The 21961-nt window shown below is 71.7% G+C and carries 20 protein-coding genes and 1 riboswitch; of the genes, 5 read left to right on the forward strand and 15 right to left on the reverse strand.

What is annotated here, in order from left to right; all coding sequences use genetic code 11:
* Positions 1–28: 28 nt before the first annotated feature.
* Positions 29–457: a hypothetical protein gene (locus P1K89_RS16585; protein WP_284617596.1), complete on the reverse strand. Its 429-nt coding sequence runs from the start codon at positions 455–457 to the stop codon at positions 29–31.
* Positions 458–1019: 562 nt separating this feature from the next.
* Between P1K89_RS16585 and P1K89_RS16590 the strand changes: the two genes are divergently transcribed.
* Both P1K89_RS16590 and P1K89_RS16595 read left to right on the forward strand, forming a co-directional pair.
* The gene (locus P1K89_RS16590; RefSeq protein WP_284617597.1) at positions 1020–2381 is read left to right on the forward strand and encodes an esterase/lipase family protein; all 1362 of its coding nucleotides are present in this window, start codon (positions 1020–1022) and stop codon (positions 2379–2381) included.
* A gap of 53 nt (positions 2382–2434) precedes the next feature.
* Positions 2435–2839, forward strand: coding sequence for a hypothetical protein (locus P1K89_RS16595; protein WP_284617598.1), 405 nt, complete (start codon positions 2435–2437; stop codon positions 2837–2839).
* Positions 2840–2857: 18 nt separating this feature from the next.
* On the opposite strand, the gene P1K89_RS16600 is transcribed toward P1K89_RS16595, so the two are convergent.
* On the reverse strand, positions 2858–5266 hold the full coding sequence (locus P1K89_RS16600) for a sodium:solute symporter family protein (protein WP_284617599.1): 2409 nt from the start codon (positions 5264–5266) through the stop codon (positions 2858–2860).
* A complete protein-coding gene (locus P1K89_RS16605; protein WP_284617600.1) occupies positions 5263–6132 on the reverse strand; it encodes an HpcH/HpaI aldolase/citrate lyase family protein in 870 nt (289 codons plus the stop codon). Before P1K89_RS16605 ends, P1K89_RS16600 begins: the two co-directional genes overlap by 4 nt.
* Before the next feature lie 218 nt (positions 6133–6350).
* On the opposite strand from P1K89_RS16605, the gene P1K89_RS16610 reads away from it, so the two are divergent.
* The gene (locus P1K89_RS16610; protein WP_284617601.1) at positions 6351–7346 is read left to right on the forward strand and encodes an ABC transporter substrate-binding protein; all 996 of its coding nucleotides are present in this window, start codon (positions 6351–6353) and stop codon (positions 7344–7346) included.
* 63 nt (positions 7347–7409) lie between these two features.
* On the opposite strand, the gene P1K89_RS16615 is transcribed toward P1K89_RS16610, so the two are convergent.
* From P1K89_RS16615 to P1K89_RS16665, 11 genes are all read right to left on the reverse strand, one after another.
* Positions 7410–10448, reverse strand: coding sequence for a patatin-like phospholipase domain-containing protein (locus P1K89_RS16615; RefSeq protein WP_284617602.1), 3039 nt, complete (start codon positions 10446–10448; stop codon positions 7410–7412).
* 130 nt (positions 10449–10578) lie between these two features.
* On the reverse strand, positions 10579–11037 hold the full coding sequence (locus P1K89_RS16620; RefSeq protein WP_284617603.1) for a hypothetical protein: 459 nt from the start codon (positions 11035–11037) through the stop codon (positions 10579–10581).
* Between the two features lie 20 nt (positions 11038–11057).
* Positions 11058–11402 carry a PRC-barrel domain-containing protein gene (locus P1K89_RS16625; protein ID WP_284617604.1) on the reverse strand — a complete coding sequence of 115 codons (345 nt, stop codon included), beginning with the start codon at positions 11400–11402 and terminating at the stop codon, positions 11058–11060.
* Positions 11403–11556: 154 nt separating this feature from the next.
* The gene (locus P1K89_RS16630; RefSeq protein ID WP_284617605.1) at positions 11557–12648 is read right to left on the reverse strand and encodes a hypothetical protein; all 1092 of its coding nucleotides are present in this window, start codon (positions 12646–12648) and stop codon (positions 11557–11559) included.
* 8 nt (positions 12649–12656) lie between these two features.
* Positions 12657–13130 carry a hypothetical protein gene (locus P1K89_RS16635; RefSeq protein WP_284617606.1) on the reverse strand — a complete coding sequence of 158 codons (474 nt, stop codon included), beginning with the start codon at positions 13128–13130 and terminating at the stop codon, positions 12657–12659.
* Between the two features lie 104 nt (positions 13131–13234).
* On the reverse strand, positions 13235–14509 hold the full coding sequence (locus P1K89_RS16640; protein WP_284617607.1) for a S8 family serine peptidase: 1275 nt from the start codon (positions 14507–14509) through the stop codon (positions 13235–13237).
* Complete coding sequence (locus tag P1K89_RS16645) at positions 14506–15132, reverse strand: anti-sigma factor family protein (RefSeq protein ID WP_284617608.1); 627 nt, start codon at positions 15130–15132, stop codon at positions 14506–14508. The genes P1K89_RS16640 and P1K89_RS16645 overlap by 4 nt, the downstream gene beginning before the upstream one ends.
* Positions 15122–15733 (reverse strand): RNA polymerase sigma factor, encoded by a 612-nt coding sequence (locus P1K89_RS16650; protein ID WP_284617609.1) that lies wholly within the window; start codon positions 15731–15733, stop codon positions 15122–15124. Before P1K89_RS16650 ends, P1K89_RS16645 begins: the two co-directional genes overlap by 11 nt.
* A 47-nt stretch (positions 15734–15780) precedes the next feature.
* The gene (locus tag P1K89_RS16655; RefSeq protein WP_284617610.1) at positions 15781–16515 is read right to left on the reverse strand and encodes a TorF family putative porin; all 735 of its coding nucleotides are present in this window, start codon (positions 16513–16515) and stop codon (positions 15781–15783) included.
* A gap of 43 nt (positions 16516–16558) precedes the next feature.
* A complete protein-coding gene (locus P1K89_RS16660) occupies positions 16559–17950 on the reverse strand; it encodes a homoserine dehydrogenase (RefSeq protein WP_284617611.1) in 1392 nt (463 codons plus the stop codon).
* Between the two features lie 239 nt (positions 17951–18189).
* Positions 18190–18789, reverse strand: a complete 600-nt coding sequence (locus P1K89_RS16665; RefSeq protein WP_284618035.1) for a PAS domain-containing protein — start codon at positions 18787–18789, stop codon at positions 18190–18192.
* Positions 18790–18933: 144 nt separating this feature from the next.
* A riboswitch (yybP-ykoY riboswitch) is annotated at positions 18934–19116 on the forward strand.
* A gap of 7 nt (positions 19117–19123) precedes the next feature.
* On the opposite strand from P1K89_RS16665, the gene P1K89_RS16670 reads away from it, so the two are divergent.
* Positions 19124–19696, forward strand: coding sequence for a TMEM165/GDT1 family protein (locus P1K89_RS16670; protein ID WP_284617612.1), 573 nt, complete (start codon positions 19124–19126; stop codon positions 19694–19696).
* 19 nt (positions 19697–19715) lie between these two features.
* On the opposite strand, the gene P1K89_RS16675 is transcribed toward P1K89_RS16670, so the two are convergent.
* Entirely contained in the window at positions 19716–20636 is a 921-nt protein-coding gene (locus P1K89_RS16675) for a LysR family transcriptional regulator (RefSeq protein ID WP_284617613.1), read from the reverse strand.
* 109 nt (positions 20637–20745) lie between these two features.
* Here P1K89_RS16675 and P1K89_RS16680 point away from each other — a divergent pair, with 109 nt between their 5' ends.
* On the forward strand, positions 20746–21948 hold the full coding sequence (locus P1K89_RS16680) for a 3-hydroxybenzoate 6-monooxygenase (RefSeq protein ID WP_284617614.1): 1203 nt from the start codon (positions 20746–20748) through the stop codon (positions 21946–21948).
* Positions 21949–21961: the final 13 nt, after the last annotated feature.

Below are 21961 nucleotides of genomic sequence, written 5' to 3' on the forward strand. Positions count from 1 at the left end.
GCGGGGATGCTAGCCCGGCGTGGAAGACTTACCCCAGCGACCGTCGCACGCGCAGGTCTTCGCGGCAGTCGTCGCGGACGGCCCGGTCCTTCTGCGCGCCGCAGCGTGCGGCCCCGTCGGAGACACCGCCGCCGTTGGCGCGGGCATCAGCCTCGCGGCGCGGCGTCTGCACCACCGTGCGCACCTCGGCGCCGGCCGTTCGTTCCAGCGGCACCGCCACCTGCGGCAGCGCGGGGCGCTCGGGGCGCAGCGTGCCGGGCGCGGTGGCGCTGGCGCGTTTCTCGTCCGGCGTCAGCAGGCGCGGCTCCGGTTTGGCGGCCGGCGAAGGCGCCGGCGCCGAAGCGGCCGGGCGCACGATCACCGTCTGAGGGGTTTGCGCCGACAGCGGCAACGCTGCCAGCGACAGCAGCAGGGCCGGCAGGCACCGGCTGGCTCGTGACCATCGTGGCGTTTTCATGATGCTCACAGCCTGCGCGCGCAGGGGGCGGGCCTGTGTAGGACGAGGCGCTGTCGTCGTATCGGTCGGCCGACGACGGCGGTCCGGTCGATGTGGAGGTACCGGAACGTACCAGCGCCGCTGGTACCAAGCCGTACCCCCCCCCAAGATCGAAGGTCTGGAGAACCCTGGTTGCCTTGCAATTGGAGACCCAAACCAGGGTTCTCCCGCAGCGCAGCAAAGTGAACGGTCGTACTAAATTTCGCACCGCGCCGGGCGGGCTATCGTCCGATCGGTGCGGACCCCGGGGTGCTCCCGAAGCGCCGCCGGCGGTCGTCGCGTCGCAACGTTCGCGCCGCCGGCGACCGGCCTCCCCGCCGCGCACCCGCGGTGGCTCTCGTGTCCAGATGGCCGCGGCCGCCGCGGTGGCTGTTCCCGTCGATGCCCTGGTTGCCAGGGTGCCCGGGATGGCCGCGTCCTGATCGCGTTATCACGCTCAATCGTTGCCGTGCGCCGACCTCCGCTCTGCCGGGGTGCCGCGTGCGCGCGGCTGCCTGCACCCATTGTTTTCGGAGTGTTCGAGATGATCGCATTGCAGCGCCTGCGGGCGCCCGTGTTCTCCCGGTTCCTGGCCAGCGTGGCGCTGGCGCTGTCCGCACTGACCGCCGGCCAGCCGGCCGTCGCGGCCAACAACGACCCCATCGTGCTGGTGCACGGTTTCCTCGGCTTCGGCCCGCACGAGCTGCAGGGCACCGGCTTCAAGTACTGGGGCGGGTTCAACGACCTGCAGTCCTACCTGAGGACGCGCAACGGCTCGCACCCCGTGCACACGGCCACCGTCGGGCCGGTCAGCTCGAACTGGGACCGGGCCGTGGAGCTGTACACCCAGATCAAGGGCGGCTGCGCCGACTACGGCGCGAAGCAGACGGCCAAGTTCGCGGCCTGGGGCAAGATCCAGAAGCCGGCCGGCAAGTGCTGGGCCGCGGACCCGAACAACAACCCGAACAAGTACCCGCTGGCGCTGTATCCGCAGTGGGATGCCGCGCATCCGATCCACTTCATTGCGCACAGCCAGGGCGGGCAGACCGTGCGCACGCTGATCCAGCTGCTGGAGAACGGTTCGCCCAACGGCAACGAGGGCGGCAGCGCGCTCTTCACCGGCGGCAAGGTCGGCTGGGTCAAGAGCGCGACCACGCTGTCCAGCCCGCACGACGGCACCACGCTGCGCGACGTGATCATCGACTACGTGCCGAAGGTTTCCGAGCTGGCCGGCAAGATCGTCGAGGTCGCCGGCTTCGGCGGCAGCAGCGGCGCGCTCTACAACTTCGAGCTCGAGCAGTACGGCCTCTCGCAAGGCCCGGCGGAGAGCCTGCAGGACTTCATCCAGCGCACGCGGGGCGCGGCGTTCTGGTCGCTGACGAACAAGGACGCGGCGCAGTGGGATCTGGGCCCGGACGGCGCGAAGCAGCTCAACAGCTGGGTCAAGACCTCGCCCAACGTCTACTACTTCTCGATCGGCAGCAAGGCGACCGAGCAGGGCTCGTTCTGCTGCAACGGCACCGACCGGATCATCGCGCCGATCCAGAGCAGCAGCTACCAGTACGCGCGCAACGACATGATCTTCTTCACCAAGCCGACCGCGGGCGAATGGGTGGTGCCCTCGATCTTCACGCGCGGCATGGGCTCGTACACGCAGTCCGATCCGAGCCGGGTGCTCATCAACAGCAGCTGGTTCCCCAATGACGGCGTGGTCAACACCATCAGCATGCGCGGGCCGAGCGGCCAGCCGTCGCGCAACCACAGCGGCGCGCCGGTGCGCGGCACCTGGAACTACCTGGGCTACTACAACCAGTACGACCACTTCGACGTGATCGGCTGGCTGCTGCCGGCGTCGTCGGTGTTCCCGATCTACGACAACATCACGAACATCCTCTACGGGCTGTAGGGCACGCGATGGCAACGGCACGATTCCTGGGCTGGCTCGGCGCGGCATCGGCCGTGGCGATCGCCGGCGCGCTGGTCGCGGGGAACGACGAAGACGTCGTGCCGCGCGGGGTCACGACGGAACCGGCACCGTTGCCGATCGTGCAAGCCGTCGCGCGCGTGCCTGCAGCGCCCATCGGCGCCGCGACGGCAGAACGGCCCGCGGCGCCGCCGGCTTCGGCGGCGGCGCGACCCATGCCGACGCCGGCGCGTCTGCACGAGATAGAACGCGAGGTGATGCGCCTGCGCGAAGCCGGTGGCAGCGACGATGACGCCTACCGCCTGCGCGCGCTCGCGCTCAGCACGGCATTCGCGGCGCAACAGGCGGAGAGGGAGGCGGCCGAACGCACCTGGCAGCACGAACAGGCGCAGCGCGCATCGATGGAAGCAGCGCCCCAGCCGCTGCTGGTGACGGAGTAGGCCGGGTCCGCCGCCGCGTCAGGTATCGCGGTAGATCGTCAGCCCCTTCAGCGACATCTTCGGTGGCGGGAACAGCCAGCTCGCCGCGTAGCCGATCACGATGCACAGCAGGATCGAGATCGCGAGGTAGAAGTACGGGTGCACGAGCTTGAAGACCCACGCGGTGGTCGTCAGGGCGATGGCCGACGCGATGCCGATCGCCACGCCCGGCGCGTTCGCGCGCTTCGTGAACATGCCCAGCGTGTAGGCGCCGGCGAAGCCGCCGCCGAGCAGGCCGGCGAGCTCGATCGAGACGTCGAACAGCGAGTGGATGTCGTAGCGCGACAGCACCAGCGCGAAGGCGATGCCGATCAGGCCCGAGACCACCGTCATGATCTCGGCGAACAGCACGCTGCGGCGCGGGCTGGGGTTCTTGACCAGCTTCTCGTAGAAGTCGACCGAGGCCAGCGTCGAGACGCTGTTCATGATGCTCGACAGCGTGGCCATCGCGGCGGCGAAGATGCCGGCGATGATCAGCCCGGTGATGCCCATCGGCAACTCGGCGGCGATGAACAGCGGGAAGGTCGCGTCGATGCTGAGGTGCGGGTTCATGCGCTCGGGATGCGCCTGGTAATAGACGAAGAGCGCGGTGCCGATCGAATAGAACACGAAGCCGCCGGGGATCATGATCGCCGCGAAGGCCCAGATCGAGCGGCCGGCGTCGCGGTCGTTCTTCGTCGACAGCGTGCGCTGCATCAGCACCTGGTCCTTCGGGAAGGTCAGCACCACGTCGAACAGCACCAGGAAGATGAAGCCCCAGACGGTGGCCTTGGTCAGGTCGAAGCTGAAGTCGAAGAGCTTGGTCTTGTCCTCGGCCACCGCGGTGTCGACGAACTGGCGCCAGCCGCCGTCGAGGCCCCAGATCATGAAGCCGATCGCGAAGATCGCGCCGCCCATCTTGACGACCAGCTGCACCACGTCGGTCCACACCACCGCCTTCATGCCGCCCATCGCGGTGTAGACGATCGTGAAGCCGCCCATCATCAGCACGCTCCAGATCACGTCGATGCCGGTGATGGTGGCGATCGCCAGCGACGGCAGGAACAGGATCACGCTCATGCGGCTGCCCAGCTGCACCAGGATGCACAGCGCGCTGGCCAGCATGCGGATCACCGGGTGGAAGCGCGTCTCCAGGTACGAGAACACGCTCATCAGGTCAAGCCGGCGCAGCAGCGGCACGATCCACACCGCGACGAACATCAGCCCCAGCACCGCGACGAGGTTGTTCGTCATGTACTGCCAGTTGGTCTCGAAGGCCTTCGCCGGGATCGCGATGTAGCTGATCGAGCTGGTGTTGGCGGCGTACAGGCTGACGCCCGCGGCCCAGAACGGGATCGAACGGCCGCCGACGAAGAACTCGGCGGTCGACTGGCGCTTCTCGCGCAGGTAGAAGTACGCGCCGATGCCCAGCATGCCGACGAGGTAGACCACGATCACGATCCAGTCCAGCCACTTCAGCAGCAGCTTGCCGGCCTCGACCTCGATGCCACCGACCGCCGTCGTGCCGTCCGGCGCCGCGCGCGTGAAGACGAAGCCGTTGCGCCAGGGCTCGACCAGCCGCGCACCGTCGGCCTGCGGCGGCGGCAGCGCGCCCCAACCCTTGGTGATGGTGTGCAGCGTCATCAGCTGCGGCGCTGCGGCGTCGCCGGTGCGCACGAGGTACAGCAGGTGCGCCTGGCCGGTCGGCCGGCCGGCGCCGGGCAGCACGCGGCCGGGGGCCGGCGGGCGCGCCTGCCAGCCGTCGGTGGCCGACCAGCGCCAGACGAGCTCGACTTGCCCGTTCGGCACGGTGACGAAGAGCGCGCCGGTCTGGCCGATCAGCGTGCTGGCGGCCCCGGTCCCGGCCCCAGGCCAGGTCGGCAGCGCCGACCATCTGGGCTCGACCGACAGCGGATCGATGCGCAGCAGCGTCGGCACGCCGCCGCCATTCACCCCGGTCAGGAACAGCGTGCCGGTCAGCAGCGTGCCGCGCACGTCGGCCAGCGGCTCGGGCAGCGGCGGCAGGTCGCGGGTGGCCAGGCCGCCGTCCAGACCCGCGTCGATGCGGGCGATGCGTTCGACGGCCCTGGCCGCGCCCATCAGAAGATAGGACTCTCCGCCCCGCTGCACCACGCCAAGCACCGGCTGCGGCGCACGCCAGGCCAGCGCCGTCCAGCGGGTGCGCGCGGCATCGAGCTGCCAGGCCTGCTGGCGGCCGAGGGCCAGCAGCTGCTCGCCCGCGGTCGCGAAGCCCACGATGTCGTCCGGCGTGGCGGGCAGCGCGGGCAGCGGCTGCAGGCGCAGCGTCGGCAGCGGCGCTGCGTGCGCGGCGGGCGTTGCCGCGAAGAACATCAGGCTCGCCAGCAGCGCGAGCAGCGTGGCCAGGCACGCAGGCGATCGAAAGCTCATTCGGACGGTGAAGACGGTGGCGCGCCGGCCAGCAGGGCGCGCGCGCGGTCGAGGTAGGGAGTGTCGATCATGCGGTCGTCGACCACGAACGCGCCGCGTCCAGCGGCCTGCGCGGCCGCGGCGGCGTCCACCACCCGGCGCGCGAAGGCCAGCTCGGCCGGCGTGGGCGTGAACACCGCATGCGCCCAGGCCACCTGCTTCGGATGGATGCAGCTCTTGCCGACGAAGCCCAGGCCCCGCGCCAGGCGGGCTTCGGCGGTGAAGCCGGCGGCGTCGTCCAGGCCAGGCCAGGCGCCGTCGATCGCGTCGATGCCCGCTTCGGCAGCCGCCAGGCGCAGCGTGAACATCGCCGCGTGCACTGCCTGCAGGTCGTCGCGGCGGATGCCGGCGGGCTCGAACAGGTCGCCCAGCCCGAGCTGTAGCGCGCGCACGCGCGGATGCGCCTGCGCGAGCTCGGCGGCGCGGCGCAGCGCGCGCGGGGTCTCGATGGTCAGCAGCAGCTTCAGCGGTGGGCGGTCGGCGCCGGCGGCGGCCTCGGCGCGTTCGATGGCCGCCACGGCTGTGCGCAGCGAGGCGACATCGTCGATCTTCGGCAGGTTCAGCCACGCGGCCGCGCTGCCGGCGATGGCAGCGACATCGGACTCGAAATCCGGCGTGCCGACCGCATTGCAGCGCACGATCAGCGCCACCGGCGTCGTGCGGGCCGCGTCGCTGCGCAGGAACTGCGCGACAGACGCGCGCGCAGCGGCCTTGCCCTCGACCGGCACGGCGTCCTCCAGGTCCAGCGACACCGCGTCGGCGCCGACGGCCAGGGCCTTGTCGAAGCGCTGCGGCTGCGTGCCGGGCACAAAGAGCTTGCTACGCATGGACGGCCGCATCGATCATCGGCGTGCAGTGTGGCGATTCGCCACCTACGAAACAGCCATTGCGAATAGCTTCAGACGATAGATTTCGTTGCCACCCGCTCAGGCGCAACGTCGATGACTTGCAAAGTACGCGGCCCCGTACGCGACCGGGTCGGGCTTGCCCTTGCGGCGACCTTCCGTCAACATCGCCGCATGCCGACCCACAGCCTGTGCCGCGCATGCCCCTGATCCCCGTGGACCGGCTGCTCGCCGTGGCGAGCGCCGGCTTTGTGGCGCTGTGCCTCGCCGTGACGGCGCAGGCCGCGGAGTTACGCCTGGCGGTGGCCCGCGGCACGGTCTCGCTGCCGATCTACGTCGCGCAGGCCCGCGGCCACTTCGCGGCCGAGGGTCTCCTGCCCGAGCTGATCGATTGCAAGAGCGGCCGCCACTGCCTGGAGCTGCTGTCGCAGCAGCAGGCCGAGCTGGCGACCGGCGCCGAGTTCCTCGTCGCGCTGGATGCCGGCCGGTCGGCGGGCCTGAGCATCCTGGCGACGCTCAGTGCGTCGTCGCAGCAGCTGAAGGTGGTCGGCCGCCGCAGCGCCGGCATCCAGGCACCGGCGGACCTGCGCGGACACCGCATCGGTGCGCCGGCCGGCACCTCGGCACAGTACTTCCTGTCGGCCTGGCTGCAGCACCATGGGCTCGAGACGCGCCAGGTGGTGCCGGTGAACCTGGGTGTCGACCGCCTGCTCGACGGCCTCGCGCGCCAGAGTCTCGATGCGGTGGCGATCTGGGAGCCGATGGCCTCGCAGGCGCTGGCGCAGCTGGGCAGCGACGGCGTGCTGCTGCCGAGCCCGCGCATCTACCAGCAGCACTTCGTGCTCGTGGCCTTGCGCGAGCTGAGCGCGCAGCGCGGGGCGGACCTGCAGCGGCTGCTGAAGGCGCTGGCGCGCGCGCAGCGCTGGATCGCCGAACGGCCGGACGACGCGGCGCAGGTGCTGGCCGAGAAGCTGCAGATCACGCCGGCCGCCGCGCGTGCCGCCGCCGCCGAGCACGACTACCGGCTCACGCTGACGCCGCAGCTGGTGCAGACGATGGACCAGCAGCTGCGTTGGGCGCTGCGCGAGGGGCTGCTCGGGCCCGCGGTGCGGCCGGGGGCGCTGCAGGGCGCTGTCGACCCGGGCCCGCTGCAACGCGCCGTGCCGGGCGCGGTGACCCTGTCGGGCCCGCCGTGACCTTCGGCTCGCTGCAGCCAGGCCGGCACGGTCTGCCCGCGGCGCGACGACCCGTAGCCGCGCTCAGCTGTCGCCGCGCTCGAGCGCGATCTCCCGCGCTCGGTGAGCCTTCAGCGCCACCAGCACGTCGCGCCTGAACAGGCGCTTGGCCTGGCAATAGCCGAGCGCACGATAGCTTTCCCACTGCGCCTCGTCGAAGAACTGATCCGCCGTCGGCTCCTGCGGGAACGGCCGATGCGTGACGGCGTACTGCCGGACGTCCGCCGGCACGTCGGACGTCACGTGAGGCTTGATGAGCACGATCTGTGTCGGCCCATGGGAACGGCTTTGGCCGATCGGCCATGCGTAGAGCAGGACGGCGATCGGGGCACCGGCCGCGGGTTGCAGGGGCTTGCCGTCGGAGCCGATGAATGGCTTGAAGTCCTCAGGTTGTCCGTACAGTGCGGCGAGCGTCTTGTCGAGCGGCGCCTTGGCAAGGCGAACGTCGACCTGCATGTCGATTCGCGCCAGGCGGATCAGATTGGCCAGGTCGTCGAACTGGTAGGCGGGATCGGCGCCGTTGTCCGACACGAAGATCTGCTCGACCTTGCGATGCGGACGTAGCAGTTCGTACAGCCCGGTGTTCTCGAAATGCCCGCCGTCCGACAGGTACTGCCAGGTCCGATGCGTGCCGTGGAAACTGGCCCGCAGTTCGTACGACAGGTACCGTTGCGTGCGGAACAGAAGCCCGACGCCTTCACGCAACCATCGGGTGGACTTCGCGTCGGACGTGTTCGACGGCTGGTTCCCGCGCTTGTCCGCTCCCGTCGGCCACCAAGTGCCGAGGCGGACGTTGGCTGCGCCCATCAGCAGCGACATGCCGAGCGTCGTTTCGCGTCCGATGCCCGTCGAGAACGCGGCCCCCGACGTCCCGATCCATTGCCCGAGGTTCAGCGGGCGATCTACCGAGCTGGGACTCCATCGCTTCGGTGCGTCGAAGGCCCGGACGTCTTCTCCATCGAGCGACAGCCCGAAGGGCAGCACGGCCAGCGGTTGACCCTTGCGGTCGCGCTGGACGAGCTGCTCGGCCGGATCGACGGTCTTGTTCACGCACACGTTGATGATGTGCAGTGGCGCCAGCGTGGTGATCTCCTTGCCGCAGTAGAAGTCGCTCAGCTGTATCTGGTCGCGCGCCATCGGTTCGGCCGCGCTGCGCTTGGCCTCGTTGGTGTCGCGGAACCGCTGGCCGTTGGAAGCGCCGAGGTAGGCCCGCGTCAGGCGCGATGCGTAGAACGGCTGCAGGCTAGACATGTTGATGAAGCCGGGAAACAAGCCGGTGGCGAGCGCGATGGCGAATGACACCCCCACCAACCAACCGAGGATGGCCAGCTGCGTGTCGCCCAGCAACACCGTCGGATCCGGCACGGTGCCGCCCCAGATCATCACGTGGACTGCCATGGCCCAGAGCGCGCCGACGAGCACGAAGATCGCCATGCCGGCGATGCCTGCCAGCGACATCAGCGGCAACTTGCGCAGCGCATCGGGCAGCTTGGCGCCGTTGCTCTTCGCCAGGCGCTGCGCCAACCATGACAGCGCCCCGGCCAGCGCGGCCGGCGACAACGTAGAGGCGACCGCGTGGCTCCTGAACGCGGCAAGGTACAGGGTCTGGCCGAGCGTGTCGATGACGGCCAGGACGGCGATGACCAGCGAGGCGGTAAGCGAAGCCTGCAGACCTCGTGTCAGCAGCACCCGTTGCTTGGAAGCGCTGGGCCACCGGGCGATGATCAGCACGTACAGCAGCGTTGCGCTCAGGGCGACCACGCCAATGACCAGCGTAACGACCATGCGCAACACCTCGCCCGACCGTTCGGCGTCCTCGAACTGCAGCTTGCGCCAGGTGAGGCTGAAGAGCGCCGGCGCGTGTTCGGGCCACTGCACGCAGGCGACCACCGTGAGCACCACGCCGATGAGGGCCATTGCCGCGACGCCACTGTTGGTGCGTCGGCTATTGCCTTTGGGGTCTTCGTGCACGAGCCAATAGGCAACACCCATCACGAGCCCGACCGTCAGCACCGGCATCAGCCACAGCACCGACAGCGGACTCCACCAGATGTGATCGGTCAGTGCGCTGTCCTTGATCAGGCAGGCATTGCGGGCAGCCTCGAGCAGCGCACGTTCCCAATCCCCATAGGGGGACCAGTAGGTCGCCGCAAATGCGCGCAAGAGCGTCAACACCGAGACGAACGCGATCATCACGGTGCCAATGACGCAGTGAACCGACAGCCAGTTTCGCAGGCCGATCGCCATCACGTAGAGCGCATCGCCCGAGCCGGTAGGCATCAGGTAGCGGCCGTTCTCGCGCAACCAGCTGAGGGGAGCGCTCAGGATGCCCTCGCCGGTATAGATCGAGGCATCGGCGCGGATACGCTGTGGCGGGCCCTTGGTCAGGACTGCGAGGGCATCGTCGGCGGCCACCGCCATTGGTGACTTGGCGGGCGGGCCAGAAGGCGGGCCAGACGGTGCGCCGGCGCCGGGTTCCTCCGCAGCGTCCGCCCCGGGTTCGTGCGACTGCGACTCGGCGGGCGGTTCGGGCTGCGCTTCCGACTCGTGCGGCGACGCTGCGCCCTGCTTCTTCGACTTCGTCTCCCACCCCTCGCCGAGTGAACTCAGCTTGGCCCATGCCGCGCGCCACAACGGCATGAGCCGCGCGCGCCATCCTTGCGAGGCGGGTGGTTCCGGCACGTTCGCCTTCAGCCGGCCAGGCAGGAAGAGGCTGCAGAGAAATCCTCCGAGGTAACCGCCGCCGCTGACCGTCGAGAGGTAATCGATGCGCGACAGCAGCGAGTCCTTGAATTCCCTGACCTCGGCGACGCCGATCCGCGGCGCCTCCGCCATCGCCTGCACCACGCCAAGCGAGAACGTGGCGCTGCGGATGCCGCCGCCCGACAGCGCCAGCGCCACGCGCTCCTCGCTGTCCGACGCTGAATCGTCGCGAAGCTGCGCCAAGGAATCGTCGCGAAGCTGCGCCAAGGAATTGACGCGAAGCTGCGCCAAGGCAGCGCGCCGTGCGGCGATGGCGGAGTCCTCCGTCGGGGCTTCTTTCGGCGGTGATGGCGTCGTCATCCCGTCGAGGCTAGGTCGTGATCAGTGCGGCCGCGTCATCACTTCGGACGATGCGCGCGGCACCCACCGCCATGCCAAGGGGACGAAGGGTGGCCGCCCGCGCCCGCGCCCGCGCATCGGCAGCGGCTGCTCAGTCGACGTAGCGGATCACGAGGAAGGTGGCTTCATGGCGCGTCAACGGCACGGCAGGTGCCGGCCCCAGCGCCGGCCCGCGTTGCGCCTCGGTGGCGGCGCCGGTGCCCAGCACGTGGTAGCCGGCGAACTGCGAGCCGCGGCTCAGCTGCACCAGCGCCTGGCCGCCGGCCTCCCGCGCCATTTTCACGACGCGTTCCTGCCAGCGCAGCTGCGACAGCACGCCACTGGCGCGCTGGTCGTCGATGCGGCCGATGACCTCGTACTTGCGCGGGGGGCCGTCGGCATCCCAGATCGGCATGCCGTCGACCACTACGTGCTCGCCGCCCTTGCCCTGAACGGCCGAGCGCGCACCATCGGACGGCTTGAAGTCGGTGGACGCACAAGCGCCGCCCAGCAGGGCGGCGGCGACGAGCATCGAGACGAGGGCGGCGGGATGGCGGTGCGAGCGGGTCATGCCGCCATCGTAGTACGCCGTTACTGCCAGGCGACGCCGTAGTAGTCGTAGACCTTGCGGCCGTAGTCGTCGGAGTAGTCGGGCCGCTCGGCCTGCGCGTCGTAATGCGGCGCCTTGTCCAGCGCCACCTGGTCGATCGGCACCACATAGCCATCGAGTTCGGTGTCGTAGGTCAGCATGCTCCACGGCAGCGGGTAGCGGTCGGTGCCGATGCCGAGGAAGCCGCCGAATTCCAGCGCCGCGTAGCGCACGACGCCCGAACGCTTGTCGATCACCAGGTCGTCGATCGAGCCGAGTTTCTGGCCGGCGGGGTTGTAGACCGAGGTGCCGTGGACCTTGTCGGACGAGATGACGGGATTGCTCATGAGCTGCTCCTGCAGGGTTTGCCACCGGCCGCGACGACGCGCGGCCGGGCCATGCCGTGGTTATCGGCGGCGCGGCGCGATGCGGCCGTCGGCCCGGGTGCCGGCCGCCTGTAGGACGGCGGCCAACTCCCGTCCCACGCCGTCACCGCGGCCGCTACAGGAACCCGTGCAGCTCGATGAAGACGTGGCGCCGGTTGTCGACGGGAATCTGCGGAATGCCGTCGAAGCGCCGCACCCCGGCGCGCAGTTGCAGGAACGGGATCGGCGTCAGCTCGTAGACCAGGCTGTGGCGCACCTTGTGGTCGTTGGCGATGCGGCGGTCGGGGTCGAGGTACTCGGTCGTGAACTTCAGGTTGTGGCCCTGCCGGATCTTCCAGTTCGCTTCCCCGAGCGCTGCCAGCAGGCGGCGCTGGCCTTCGGGGTAGGCGGCATCGCGCACCAGGTCGATCTCGCCGAGCCAGGCCACCGGGCCGGTCCGGAAGCCGCCGAACAGCGCCATCGCGGTGCGGTTGCCGATCGTCGAGTCGGTGGCGGCCAGGGCCGCGCCGACGCGGCCCCAGGGCTGCACCCATACGCCCTGCGTGGTCACCTGGCTGCCGGCGATGCCGGCGACGTTGCCGGGCCCGCGCGTGAAGGCCACCTGCGCCGACCAGTCGCCGACCTCCAGCCCGAGCTCGACGCCCTTGTCCGGTGTCGTCATGCTGATGCCCGAGAGCGAGCGTACGAACGAGGTGTTGTCCTGCAGCCGCCAGCCGAAGGGCAGGTAGAACTGGCCGGCCTTCGCGTACCAGCCGCGGTCGGCGCCGCCGATGCGCAGGTGCGCCTCCTGGCGCTGCGGATCGCCCGGCCGCAGCTGCTGGTCGACGTAGACGTTGAACAGCTCGTCGAACAGCGACAGGTCGGCATACAGCCGCGCCTGGTCCAGCCCCTTCAGCGACTGCTGCGCTTCGCCGGGCACGCGGGTGCGCGACGAGCTCCAGCGCACATCGCCGCCGAAACGCAGCCAGTCGGCGAGCTTGCCCGACCACGCCGGTACGCCCTCGGGCAGCTTGTAGGCGGCCATCTGGTTCTGCGTGTAGAACGCACCCAGCCCGTTGCGCAGGCCGCCGCCGGTGACGTTGACATGGCAGGCGACGCACTTGTAGCCCTGGTCGACCGCGAGGTAGGGCTCGGCGTGCGCGGGGGACGGCGCCCACGCGGACCACCCCGCGGCGATCAGCAGCAGGACCTGCAGCAGAGGCTTCATCGCCGCTCCTAGTTGTTCAGCGCGCCGGCGGCGATCCACTGGCGCACCAGCGCGATCGTGGCGTCGTCGAGGAAGGGGCCGCCCAGCGGCATGCGCGCGCCGACCGCCGCGCGGCCCTCGAGCTTGTGGACCAGGTAGCTGTCGTCGGGCCGGCCGGGCGCGACGCGCTGCAGCGAGCCGACTTCGCCGCTGGCCACGCCGACCAGCGCCGCATAGCTGTTGCCCGCGTCCAGCCGCAGCCCGACCGGCGCGCCGGCGCCGGCATGGCAGCCGGTGCAGCGCGGCGTGAAGACCTGCGCCTGCAGCGATGCGAAGGTGGGCGCCGCCGGGCCGCCGCCCCCGCCGCCTTCGCCGATCGGCCGGCCGCTGGCATCCAGACCCTCGCCGCTGCCGCCGCCGCAGGCCGTGAGCGCCAGCGCCGCGATGGCCGCCGCCGCCAGGGCGCCCGGCGTGCGCGCGCGTGTCATGTGTGCATGGCCCATCGTGTTCTCCTCGGATTGCGTGTTTGAACGTCCGTGGGTGCCGGTATGGGCGCGTGCGGTTGCAGGGCCGTGATGTCACGCGTCGATAACGAGTGATCGAAGCGTCACGGCCAGGCCGTCCGGCGCCGCAGCGCCGCGAGGCGGGCCACGGCGGCTCCGGCGTTGATGCTGGCGCCGCGGGGGGTGCCCGTCTCCGGTGCCAGCAGGCCGCGCAGCCCCTGCGCGTCGAGCTGCGGCTGCAGCGACAGCAGCAGCGCCGCGATGCCGCTGGCATGCGCGGCGGCGATCGACGAGCCGCTGGCGAAGTCGTAGCGTCCGCCGGGCACCAGCGTCAGCACGTCGCGGCCCGGCGCGGCCAGCGCGCCGGCGTCGGCGGCGTCGTCGCCCACGCTGCCGACCACCAGCACGCCGGGCGCACCGGCCGGGAAGCCTTCGGCGCGACCGCTGCGCGGCAGCGCGGCGATCACGATGCGCCGCTGGCGCAGCACCTGCTGCAGCAGCGCGCTCAACAGCGGATCGGCCGGGCCGCCGAGGCTCAGGTTGACGATGCGCGCGTCGCTGTCGAGCACCGCGGCCAGCGCCTTCGCGAGCGTGAACGAGTTGCAGCGCGCGGCCCCGTCGCGCGTGTACCAGCAGGCCTTGTACAGCGCCAGCCGCGCATCGGGGGCGATGCCGGCGATGCCCTGCGCGTTGTTGGCCACCGCGGCGATCACGCCGGCGACTTCGGTGCCGTGGCGGTCGCCGTCGAACGCGGCGGCATCGTCGCCGACGAGGTCGCGCCGCGATCCGATGCGGCCCTGCAGGTCGGGATGGCGTGCGTCGGCGCCGGTATCGATGACCGCGATGGCGACGTCGCGGCCGGTGCTCGCGCGGTGCGCGGCGGCGGCGGCGGTCTCGGCGAAGCCGCGCTGCAGCGACAGGTAGGGGTCGTTGTACGGCGCGGGCACCGAGGCCGGCGTGGCCAGCAGCTCGAAGTCCTGCAGCGGCTGCGCGAGGCGCACGCGGGCATCGGCGGCCAGCGTCGCCAGCAGCGCCTCGCGCGAGGCCCCCTCCGGCAGCGCGAGCACCACGCAATGCAGGCCCAGCGCGGGGATCGGCCACGCGGCGGCCGGCTGCAGCCGGTGCTCGCGCTGCAGCGCAGCGAGCGTGGCGGCCGCCTGGGCGCCGACCACATAGGCCTGCGGCGGCGGCGCGTAGGCGGGCAGGCTGCTGCCGGCGCGCGTTGGCACGCGCTGCAGCGGGTTGTCGACCGCCAGCACGATGAAGCGGCGGCTGTCGTCGCGCATGCCGGCTTCGTCAGCCGTGCCGGCATCGGCCGCGCGGGCCGGCAGCACCGCCGCGGCCAGCACCAGCGCAACCAGCGCGAGCGCGGCCTTCACGGCGTGATGGCCTCGGCGAAACGGATGCCCGGTGCGGCGCGCAGCTGCTGCAAGAGCTCGGCCGCCGGCGCCGCGCCGTCCAGCGGTGCCAGCGCATAGGCGCCGGCCCCGTTCGGGCCGTCGGCAATGCGCAGCCGGTGCTGCTGCAGCAGGACCTGCCATTGCTGCAGCGGCATCGTCGGGTCGGGCACCACCCGCAGCGTGGCCGCGGCGCCAGCCGCGGCGGCGGGCGGCGTGCTCAACACGGCATAACGTGCATCATCCCCGTCCATGGCGCGCCAGCCGAGCAGCGCGAGACCGATCGCCTGGATCACCACCGCCGCGGCCAGCGCCGCCGGCAGCCAGCGGCGTGGCGCGGGTGCCGGCAGGTTCGGCAGCGGCTGCTCGGTCAGCTGGTCGAGCCGCGACAGCAGCCGCTGCAGGCCGGCGTCGGCCTCGCCGGCGACCGGCGCATCGTCCTGCGCGATCGCCCGCTGCAGCCGGCGCTGGGCGTCGAGCTCGGCGCGGCAGTCCGCGCAGTGCGCGAGGTGGTCTTCGGCGTCAGCCCGCTGCCCGGCGTCGGCGCGGCCGTTGACCAGCCAGGGGATCAGCGCCCAGGTGCGGGCGTGCAGGTCACCGTTCATGGTTGCCTCCTGCGGCGCCGTGCGCCGGTGCCCCCTGCCGGTCCGCCAGCACCGGCAGCAGGTGCCGCAGCTTGGTGCGCGCGTGGAACAGGCGCGCCTTCACCGTGCCTTCGGGGCATTGCATGATCGCCGCGATCTCCTCGACCGAGTGGCCGCCGCCGTAGGCCAGCTCGAGCACCAGGCGCTGCTCGACCGGCAGTTTCAGCAGGCCCTTGGCGACCCAGTCGCGCAGCTCGTGCTCGGGCTGCGGGTCGTGCGACGGCTGCCAGGCGCCGTCGTCGTCGGCCAGCGGCTCCTCGCCGTGCTGGCGCAGCGCCTTCAGCGCGCAGCGGTAGGCGATGCCGAGGATCCAGGTCGACAGCCGCGCATCGCCGCGGAAGGTGGCGGCTTTCTGCCAGACGATCCAGAAGCAGTCGTTGATGACCTCGTCGACGATGTCGGCGCGCCGCGTCATGCGGCCGACGAAGCGCGCCAGGCGCCGGTGGTAGGCGCGGTACAGCGCGGCCAGCGCCGCGCGGTCGCCGGCGGGCAGCCGGGCCAGCAGCGCGCGCTCGGCGTGCTCGTCCGGGCGGGCGTCGGGGGGGAGGTCGGAATGAATCATCGGCAAGCCGTGAGTGCCGGCGGGCGGCACCGCGGTTGCATGGTGGCTCAGAAATTCTTCGCCACCAAGGCCGACCAGCGCGCCGCGGCCCCGGCGCCGAGCCAGCGTCGCGCGGTGCCGTCGGCGCCCAGGCGGCCCAGTTCGACGCGCCAGCCGGCCGATTGCCAGGCCAGGCCGAGGCCGCCGTAGCGGTAGCGGCGCTGCGGGTAGGGCGGCAGGTCGGCCTCGCCGGCGCTGGCCGTGGCGGACCAGCCCCCGGCGATCGGCCAGCGCAGCCCGAGGTCGAGCGCCCACTGCAGCCCGCCGCGGCGGCCGGGCCAGGCGCGGTAGTCGATCGCCGTCAGGCCGATGCTCAGCACGTCGCGCCAGGCCAGGCCGCCGCCGGCCTCGACGCGGTCGTAGGCGCGGGCATACGCCTCGCCCGGGTAGGTGTACCAGGACAGGCCGGCGTCGAGCTGCCAGTCGTCGTCCAGCGGGCGGTAGTGCGACAGCCGTGCCGCCACGCGGGGCTGGTCGGAGCCGCCGATGCGCTGGCTGGCCGCCAGGCTCACCGCCCAGCGCCCCCGCGAGGCGCCCAGCGCGAGCTGCAGCGTCGGCCGCGGCGCGAACACCGCGAGGCCGCGGTCGGTCAGCGCCGAGGCCAGCGCCAGCTCGGCCTGCAGGTCCACCGGTTGCGCCGCGGCCGGCCCGGCCACCGTGCCCAGCACGACGCACGCCAGCAGTGCCCCGTGCGCGGGCGCACGCGGCAGCAACGACGGGCAGGCGGGGCGGACGAGGGGCACGAAGCGGCTTCGGGCGGCGAAGGCCCCGCATTCTGCCGACGCGTCAGGCCAGGTCCTCCACCGCCAGCCGCACCGGGGCGGCGCGCACGCAGCGCAGCGCGCGCAACGCGTCCAGCGCCTGGCAGGCGGCGTGCAGCGGCGCGGCCTGCGTCAGCAGCACGATCTCGCGGCCGCCGGCGCCGCCGGGCGAGTCATCCTGAGCCTCGGGGTGCGCGTCGTGGTGGGTCTGCACGACGAGGCCGCTGCCGGCCAGCGCATCGAGCAGCTCGCCGAGCACGCCGGCGCCGGCCTGCACCGGGATGCGCAGGTAATGACGCGTGACATGAGCGTCCGCCGGGACCAGCGGCCACGGCCGCAGCGCGTCGGCGTGGAAGGCCAGCGCCGGCACCTGGCTGGCCGGCCCGCTGCCGGCCCGGCGCGCGACGTCCACCAGGTCGGCGATCACCGCCGAGGCCGTCTCCTCGGCGCCGGCGCCGGCGCCGATGTAGCCGGTCAGCCCGGCGGCATCGCTCTTGACGACGATGCCGTTCATCGCGCCGTCGACGTTCGCCAGCACGCTGCCCGCGGGCAGCAGCGCCGGCCGCACGCGCAGCTCGATGCCGTCGCGCTGGCGCCGTGCCACGGCCAGCAGCTTGATGCGGTGGCCCAGCGCCTGGGCATGGCGGAAGTCCGCCGGCTGCAGCGCGCCGATGCCCTCGATGGCCACCGCGCCGAAGCGCAGCGGCATGCCGAAGGCCATGCTGGCCAGCAGCGCGAGCTTGTGGCCGGCATCGATGCCGTCGACATCGAAGCGCGGATCGGCCTCGGCATAACCCAGCCGCTGCGCCTCGCGCAGCGCGGCCTCGAAGGTCCAGCCGCGTTCGCGCATCGCGCTGAGGATGAAGTTGCTGGTGCCGTTGACGATGCCGGCCAGCCACTCGACGCGGTTGCCGGCCAGGCCCTCGCGCAGCGCCTTGACGATCGGGATGCTGACCGCCACCGCGCCCTCGAATGCCACCATCACGCCGCGTGCGCGCGCGGCGGCAAAGACCTCGTCGCCGTGCAGCGCCAGCAGCGCCTTGTTCGCGGTGACCACGTGCTTGCCGTGCGCGATCGCGTCGAGCACCAGCGTGCGCGCGGCGTCGCAGCCGCCGATGGCTTCGACCACCACGTCGATCTGCGGGTGGCGCACGAGGCGCTGCGCGTCGTCGACCAGTTCGACCTCGGGGCCGAGCAGCGGCCGGGCGCGGGCCAGGTTGCGCGCCGCGGCCATGCACAGCGCGATGTCGCGGCCGCTGCGGTCGCGGATCAGCGCCCGGTTGCGCGCGAGCACGCGGGCGGTGCCCGAGCCGACGGTGCCGACGCCGAGCAGGCCGACACGAAGCGGCGCTGGCGCGGGCCGGGACAGCGGACCGGCGGAAGGGGACAGCGGGGACAGTGAAGAGGCGGCGAGCATTCGGTTTTCTCCGTTCTGGTGCCGCGACGAACGGGGAAAACAACAAGGCCCCGTCCATCGCTGGCGGGGCCTGGGGTTGTGAAGCGATTGTCAGTCGCGCATGTTCACCACCACGGCCCGCACCAGGCGGTCGTGGTAATGGTGGTAATGGCGATGAGGGTGCGGACTGGCGGACGCATCGGGCCGCGATGATGCCTTCGGCGGCGTACCGGCGTCAAGACTGACTGCTGCGGATCGGCTCAGGCGCAGCGGCGCACCGCCAGGTCGAGCAGGTCTTCCATCAGCGCGAGCATCGCCCCGCGTGCGTCGACCGCGTCCCCGGCGGCAGCGAAGGCCGCGCCTGCATGCGTGCTGGCCGGTCCGACCCCCAGCATGCGGTGCAGCGGCACGCCCGCCGGGGCCGACGGCGGCCTCCAGAAGGCGCCGTCGGCCAACGGGGGCGGCGGCGCCACCGGCAGCAGTCCGGGCCGGTCGCACAGGTCGATCATCGTGCCCACCATGCGCGTCGCGGTGCCGCGGTGGTCGCGCGCGGCGACCCGGCCGCGCGACAGCACCTGCCGGTAGCCGCCGCCGGTGCTGCGCAGGCGGAAGCGCATCTCGTAGGTTGGCGTGTAGCCGTCGAGGTGCTGGCGCAGCGCGTCCATCATCGGCTTGAGGTCTTGCGGGTGCACGCGGCAGCGCCAGAAGGACGTGCTGTCCGCATCGTCGATGTCCGGAAAGCCGAGCCGCGCCTTCCACTGCGGCGAGTAATGGACCATCTCGAGGCCGGGATCGAGGTCCCAGACGCCGAATGCGCCGGTGTCCAGCGCGGTCTGCCAACGACATTCCTGACTTGTCATGCTCACGGGCGGCTGCCTTCGCGATGCGTTGGGCGCATCGTACCCGGGCGCGCGGGCTCCGCTCGCGCGGCCTTCGGGTTGCCGGCAGTTTCGTGCGGCTTGACGCAGCGCAGCCCCGTCCGACAGGGTGCCTCGTATACTGCGCGCCTCGTCATCGGGGAGTAGCCGCCCTGCACCTCCCTCAGGGGCCCGCGTCAACACACTTGGTCTTCGTCCGGAGGCCATGGCACGGGCAGCGCCGAAGTGCCTGGCAAGACCTTTGACCGCATGCCCCCGGTTCGGGCCGGGCGGGCGTGTGGTCTTCGGTTGCTGCCGGCCCGTGGAGTCCCCTCTCGTGGAAGCCTTCCTGATCTCCACCGGCGTCGTCGCGCTCGGTGAAATGGGCGACAAGACCCAGTTGCTGGCCATCGTGCTGGCGACGATGTTCCGCAAGCCGCTGCCCATCGTGGCGGGCATCCTCGTGGCCACCCTGCTGAACCACGCCGGCGCGGGCCTGCTCGGCGGCTGGGTCGCGCAGGCGCTGGGTCCGGACGTGCTGCGCTGGATCGTCGGCGGCTCCTTCGTCGCGATGGCGGTGTGGATGCTGGTTCCCGATCAACTGGACGACGCCGCCGCCGGCGGCCGCCAGCGTTTCGGCGCCTTCGGCACCACGGTGGTCGCCTTCTTCCTCGCCGAGATGGGCGACAAGACGCAGATCGCCACCGTCGCGCTGGCCGCGCGTTATGCCGATACGTTCGCGGTGGTGATGGGCACCACGCTGGGCATGCTGCTGGCCAACGTGCCGGCGGTGTTCCTCGGCGAGAAGATCGCGCAGAAGGTGTCGATGCGCGTGGTGCACGGCATCGCCGCGCTGATCTTCGCGGTGCTGGGCGTGCTGACCCTGCTGAACGTCGGGCAGCTGTTCTAGCGGCGCCGCGCGCCGGGCCTCAGCGCGCGGCGGCCGCGCCCGCCGACAACGATGCGAACAGCGCCGCCATCGTCTGCCGCAGCCACTGGTTGCCGGGGTCGGCATTGAAGCGCTCGTGCCAGTGCTGCTTGACCTTGTAGGCCGGCAGCGGCACCGGCGGCTCCAGCAGCCGCACGCGCTCCTGCGCGGCGAGCGCGGTGCCCAGCAGCCGCGGCACGATCACCAGCAGCTCGGTCTGCGCGACGATGCGCGCGACGCCCAGGAAGCTCGGCACGCGCAGCACGACGCGGCGCTCGACGCCGTGCCGCGCCAGCACCTTGTCGACGATCGAGTGCCCGGTGCCCGACGCGCTGACGACCAGGTGGCCTTCGGCGCAGAAGGCGCGCCGCGTCGGCTTGATGCGCACGCGCGGATGGTCCAGCGACGCGAGGCAGACGAAGTTCTGCGCGAACAGCGCCTGCTGGTAGAAGCCGGCCTCGAGGTCCGGCGTGAAGCCGACGGCGATGTCCACTTCGCCGGCTTCGAGCTGGCGGCGGCTGTCGGGCGAGATCTTCTCGGCCTCCACCGTCACGCCCGGCGCGGCGGCCTGCAGGTGGTTGATCAGCGTCGGCAGCAGCACCAGCTCGCTGATGTCCGTCATGCCGATGCGGAAATGGCGCTGCGCTTCCAGCGGCGCGAAGCGGCCGGGCCGGCCGCGCGCCTTCTCGATGCGCTGCAGCGCCTCCAGCAGCTCGGGGTAGATCAGCTCGGCGCGTGGCGTCGGCAGCATGCCCTGCGAGGTGCGGGTGAAGAGGCGATCGTCGAAGTGCCGGCGCAGCTTGTTCAGCGCGATGCTGGCGCTGGCCTGCGCGAGGCCCAGCCGCTCGGCGGCCAGCGACACGCTGTGCGTGCGGTAGACCTCGACGAACACGCCGAGCCAGTCGAGATCCAGCTTCGCCATCGCGGCCCCACTATTGCAAAACGATATCCGGAGTATTCACGAGCCGCTCTTGGCGCAATAGTCCCCGGCGACCATCATTGCGGCAGATCAAGCACAGCAGGAGCCAGCCGTGGCAGCGACGTTGAAGACGAGGGATCCCGTGCTGGTGGCCGGCGGCGGCATCGGTGGCATCGCCGCGGCGCTGGCGCTGGCCCGGCGCGGCTTCGCCGTGAAGGTGCTGGAGCAGGCGGCGCAGCTCGGCGAGATCGGCGCCGGCATCCAGCTGGGGCCGAATGCCTTTGCCGCCTTCGATGCGCTGGGCATCGGCGAGATCGCCCGCGGCCGCGCCGTCTACACCGATGAGATGGTGATGCACGACGCGCTCGACGAAGCGCTGGTCGGCCGCATCCCCACCGGCGAAGCCTTCCGCGCGCGCTTCGGCAACCCCTACGCGGTGATCCACCGCGCCGACGTGCACCGCTCGCTGCTCGATGGCGCGCAGGCCACCGACCGCGTGCAGCTGCTGACCTCGACCGCGGTGCAGCGGGTGGAGCAGGACGATGCCGGCGTCACCGTGTTCGATACGCAGGGGAACCGGCACCGCGGCGCCTTCCTGATCGGCGCCGACGGCGTGAAGTCGGCGGTGCGGCGGCAGTTCGTCGGCGACGAGGCGCGCGTCTCGGGCCACGTCGTCTACCGCGCGGTGGTCGACCGGCGCGATTTCCCCGCCGACCTGCAATGGAACGCCGCCAGCATCTGGGTCGGCCCGGACTGCCACCTCGTGCACTACCCGCTGCGCGGCGGCGAGCAGTACAACGTGGTCGTCACCTTCCACAGCCGGCAGGTCGAGCAGTGGAGCGTGCGCGAAGGCAGCCGCGAAGAAGTGCAGGGCTACTTCGAGGGCATCTGCGCCCGTGCGCGCCAGCTGATCGAGCTGCCGAAGGACTGGAAGCGCTGGGCCACCGCCGACCGCGAGCCGATCGCGCAGTGGACCTTCGGCCGCGTGGCGCTGCTGGGCGACGCCGCGCACGCCACGCTGCAGTACCTGGCGCAAGGCGCCTGCATGGCGATGGAGGATGCGGTGACGCTGGGCGAGGCGCTGCGCGCGCACGACGACGACGTGCCCGCGGCCTTGGCGCGTTATCAACGCTCGCGTGTCGCGCGCACCGCGCGGGTGGTGCTGTCGGCGCGCGAGATGGGGCGCATCTTCCACGCCAAGGGCGTCGAGCGCCTGGTGCGCAACGAGCTGTGGAAGGGCCGCACGCCGGAGCGCTTCTACGACGCGATGGAATGGCTGTACGGCTGGACGGCCGAGCGCTGTCTGGCCGAGTAGAGAGGAGCAAAGC

It is taken from the genome of Aquabacterium humicola (assembly GCF_030167915.1).
Lineage (GTDB): Bacteria > Pseudomonadota > Gammaproteobacteria > Burkholderiales > Burkholderiaceae_C > Pseudaquabacterium > Pseudaquabacterium humicola.

Excerpts from the sequence above, each read along its gene's own strand:
- P1K89_RS16585 (WP_284617596.1), bottom strand. The coding sequence starts at position 457 with ATGAAAACGCCACGATGGTCACGAGCCAGCCGGTGCCTGCCGGCCCTG.
- P1K89_RS16590 (WP_284617597.1), top strand. The coding sequence starts at position 1,020 with ATGATCGCATTGCAGCGCCTGCGGGCGCCCGTGTTCTCCCGGTTCCTG.
- P1K89_RS16600 (WP_284617599.1), bottom strand. The coding sequence starts at position 5,266 with ATGAGCTTTCGATCGCCTGCGTGCCTGGCCACGCTGCTCGCGCTGCTG.
- P1K89_RS16605 (WP_284617600.1), bottom strand. The coding sequence starts at position 6,132 with ATGCGTAGCAAGCTCTTTGTGCCCGGCACGCAGCCGCAGCGCTTCGAC.
- P1K89_RS16610 (WP_284617601.1), top strand. The coding sequence starts at position 6,351 with ATGCCCCTGATCCCCGTGGACCGGCTGCTCGCCGTGGCGAGCGCCGGC.
- P1K89_RS16615 (WP_284617602.1), bottom strand. The coding sequence starts at position 10,448 with ATGACGACGCCATCACCGCCGAAAGAAGCCCCGACGGAGGACTCCGCC.
- P1K89_RS16620 (WP_284617603.1), bottom strand. The coding sequence starts at position 11,037 with ATGACCCGCTCGCACCGCCATCCCGCCGCCCTCGTCTCGATGCTCGTC.
- P1K89_RS16625 (WP_284617604.1), bottom strand. The coding sequence starts at position 11,402 with ATGAGCAATCCCGTCATCTCGTCCGACAAGGTCCACGGCACCTCGGTC.
- P1K89_RS16630 (WP_284617605.1), bottom strand. The coding sequence starts at position 12,648 with ATGAAGCCTCTGCTGCAGGTCCTGCTGCTGATCGCCGCGGGGTGGTCC.
- P1K89_RS16635 (WP_284617606.1), bottom strand. The coding sequence starts at position 13,130 with ATGGGCCATGCACACATGACACGCGCGCGCACGCCGGGCGCCCTGGCG.
- P1K89_RS16645 (WP_284617608.1), bottom strand. The coding sequence starts at position 15,132 with ATGAACGGTGACCTGCACGCCCGCACCTGGGCGCTGATCCCCTGGCTG.
- P1K89_RS16650 (WP_284617609.1), bottom strand. The coding sequence starts at position 15,733 with ATGATTCATTCCGACCTCCCCCCCGACGCCCGCCCGGACGAGCACGCC.
- P1K89_RS16660 (WP_284617611.1), bottom strand. The coding sequence starts at position 17,950 with ATGCTCGCCGCCTCTTCACTGTCCCCGCTGTCCCCTTCCGCCGGTCCG.
- P1K89_RS16665 (WP_284618035.1), bottom strand. The coding sequence starts at position 18,789 with ATGACAAGTCAGGAATGTCGTTGGCAGACCGCGCTGGACACCGGCGCA.
- P1K89_RS16675 (WP_284617613.1), bottom strand. The coding sequence starts at position 20,636 with ATGGCGAAGCTGGATCTCGACTGGCTCGGCGTGTTCGTCGAGGTCTAC.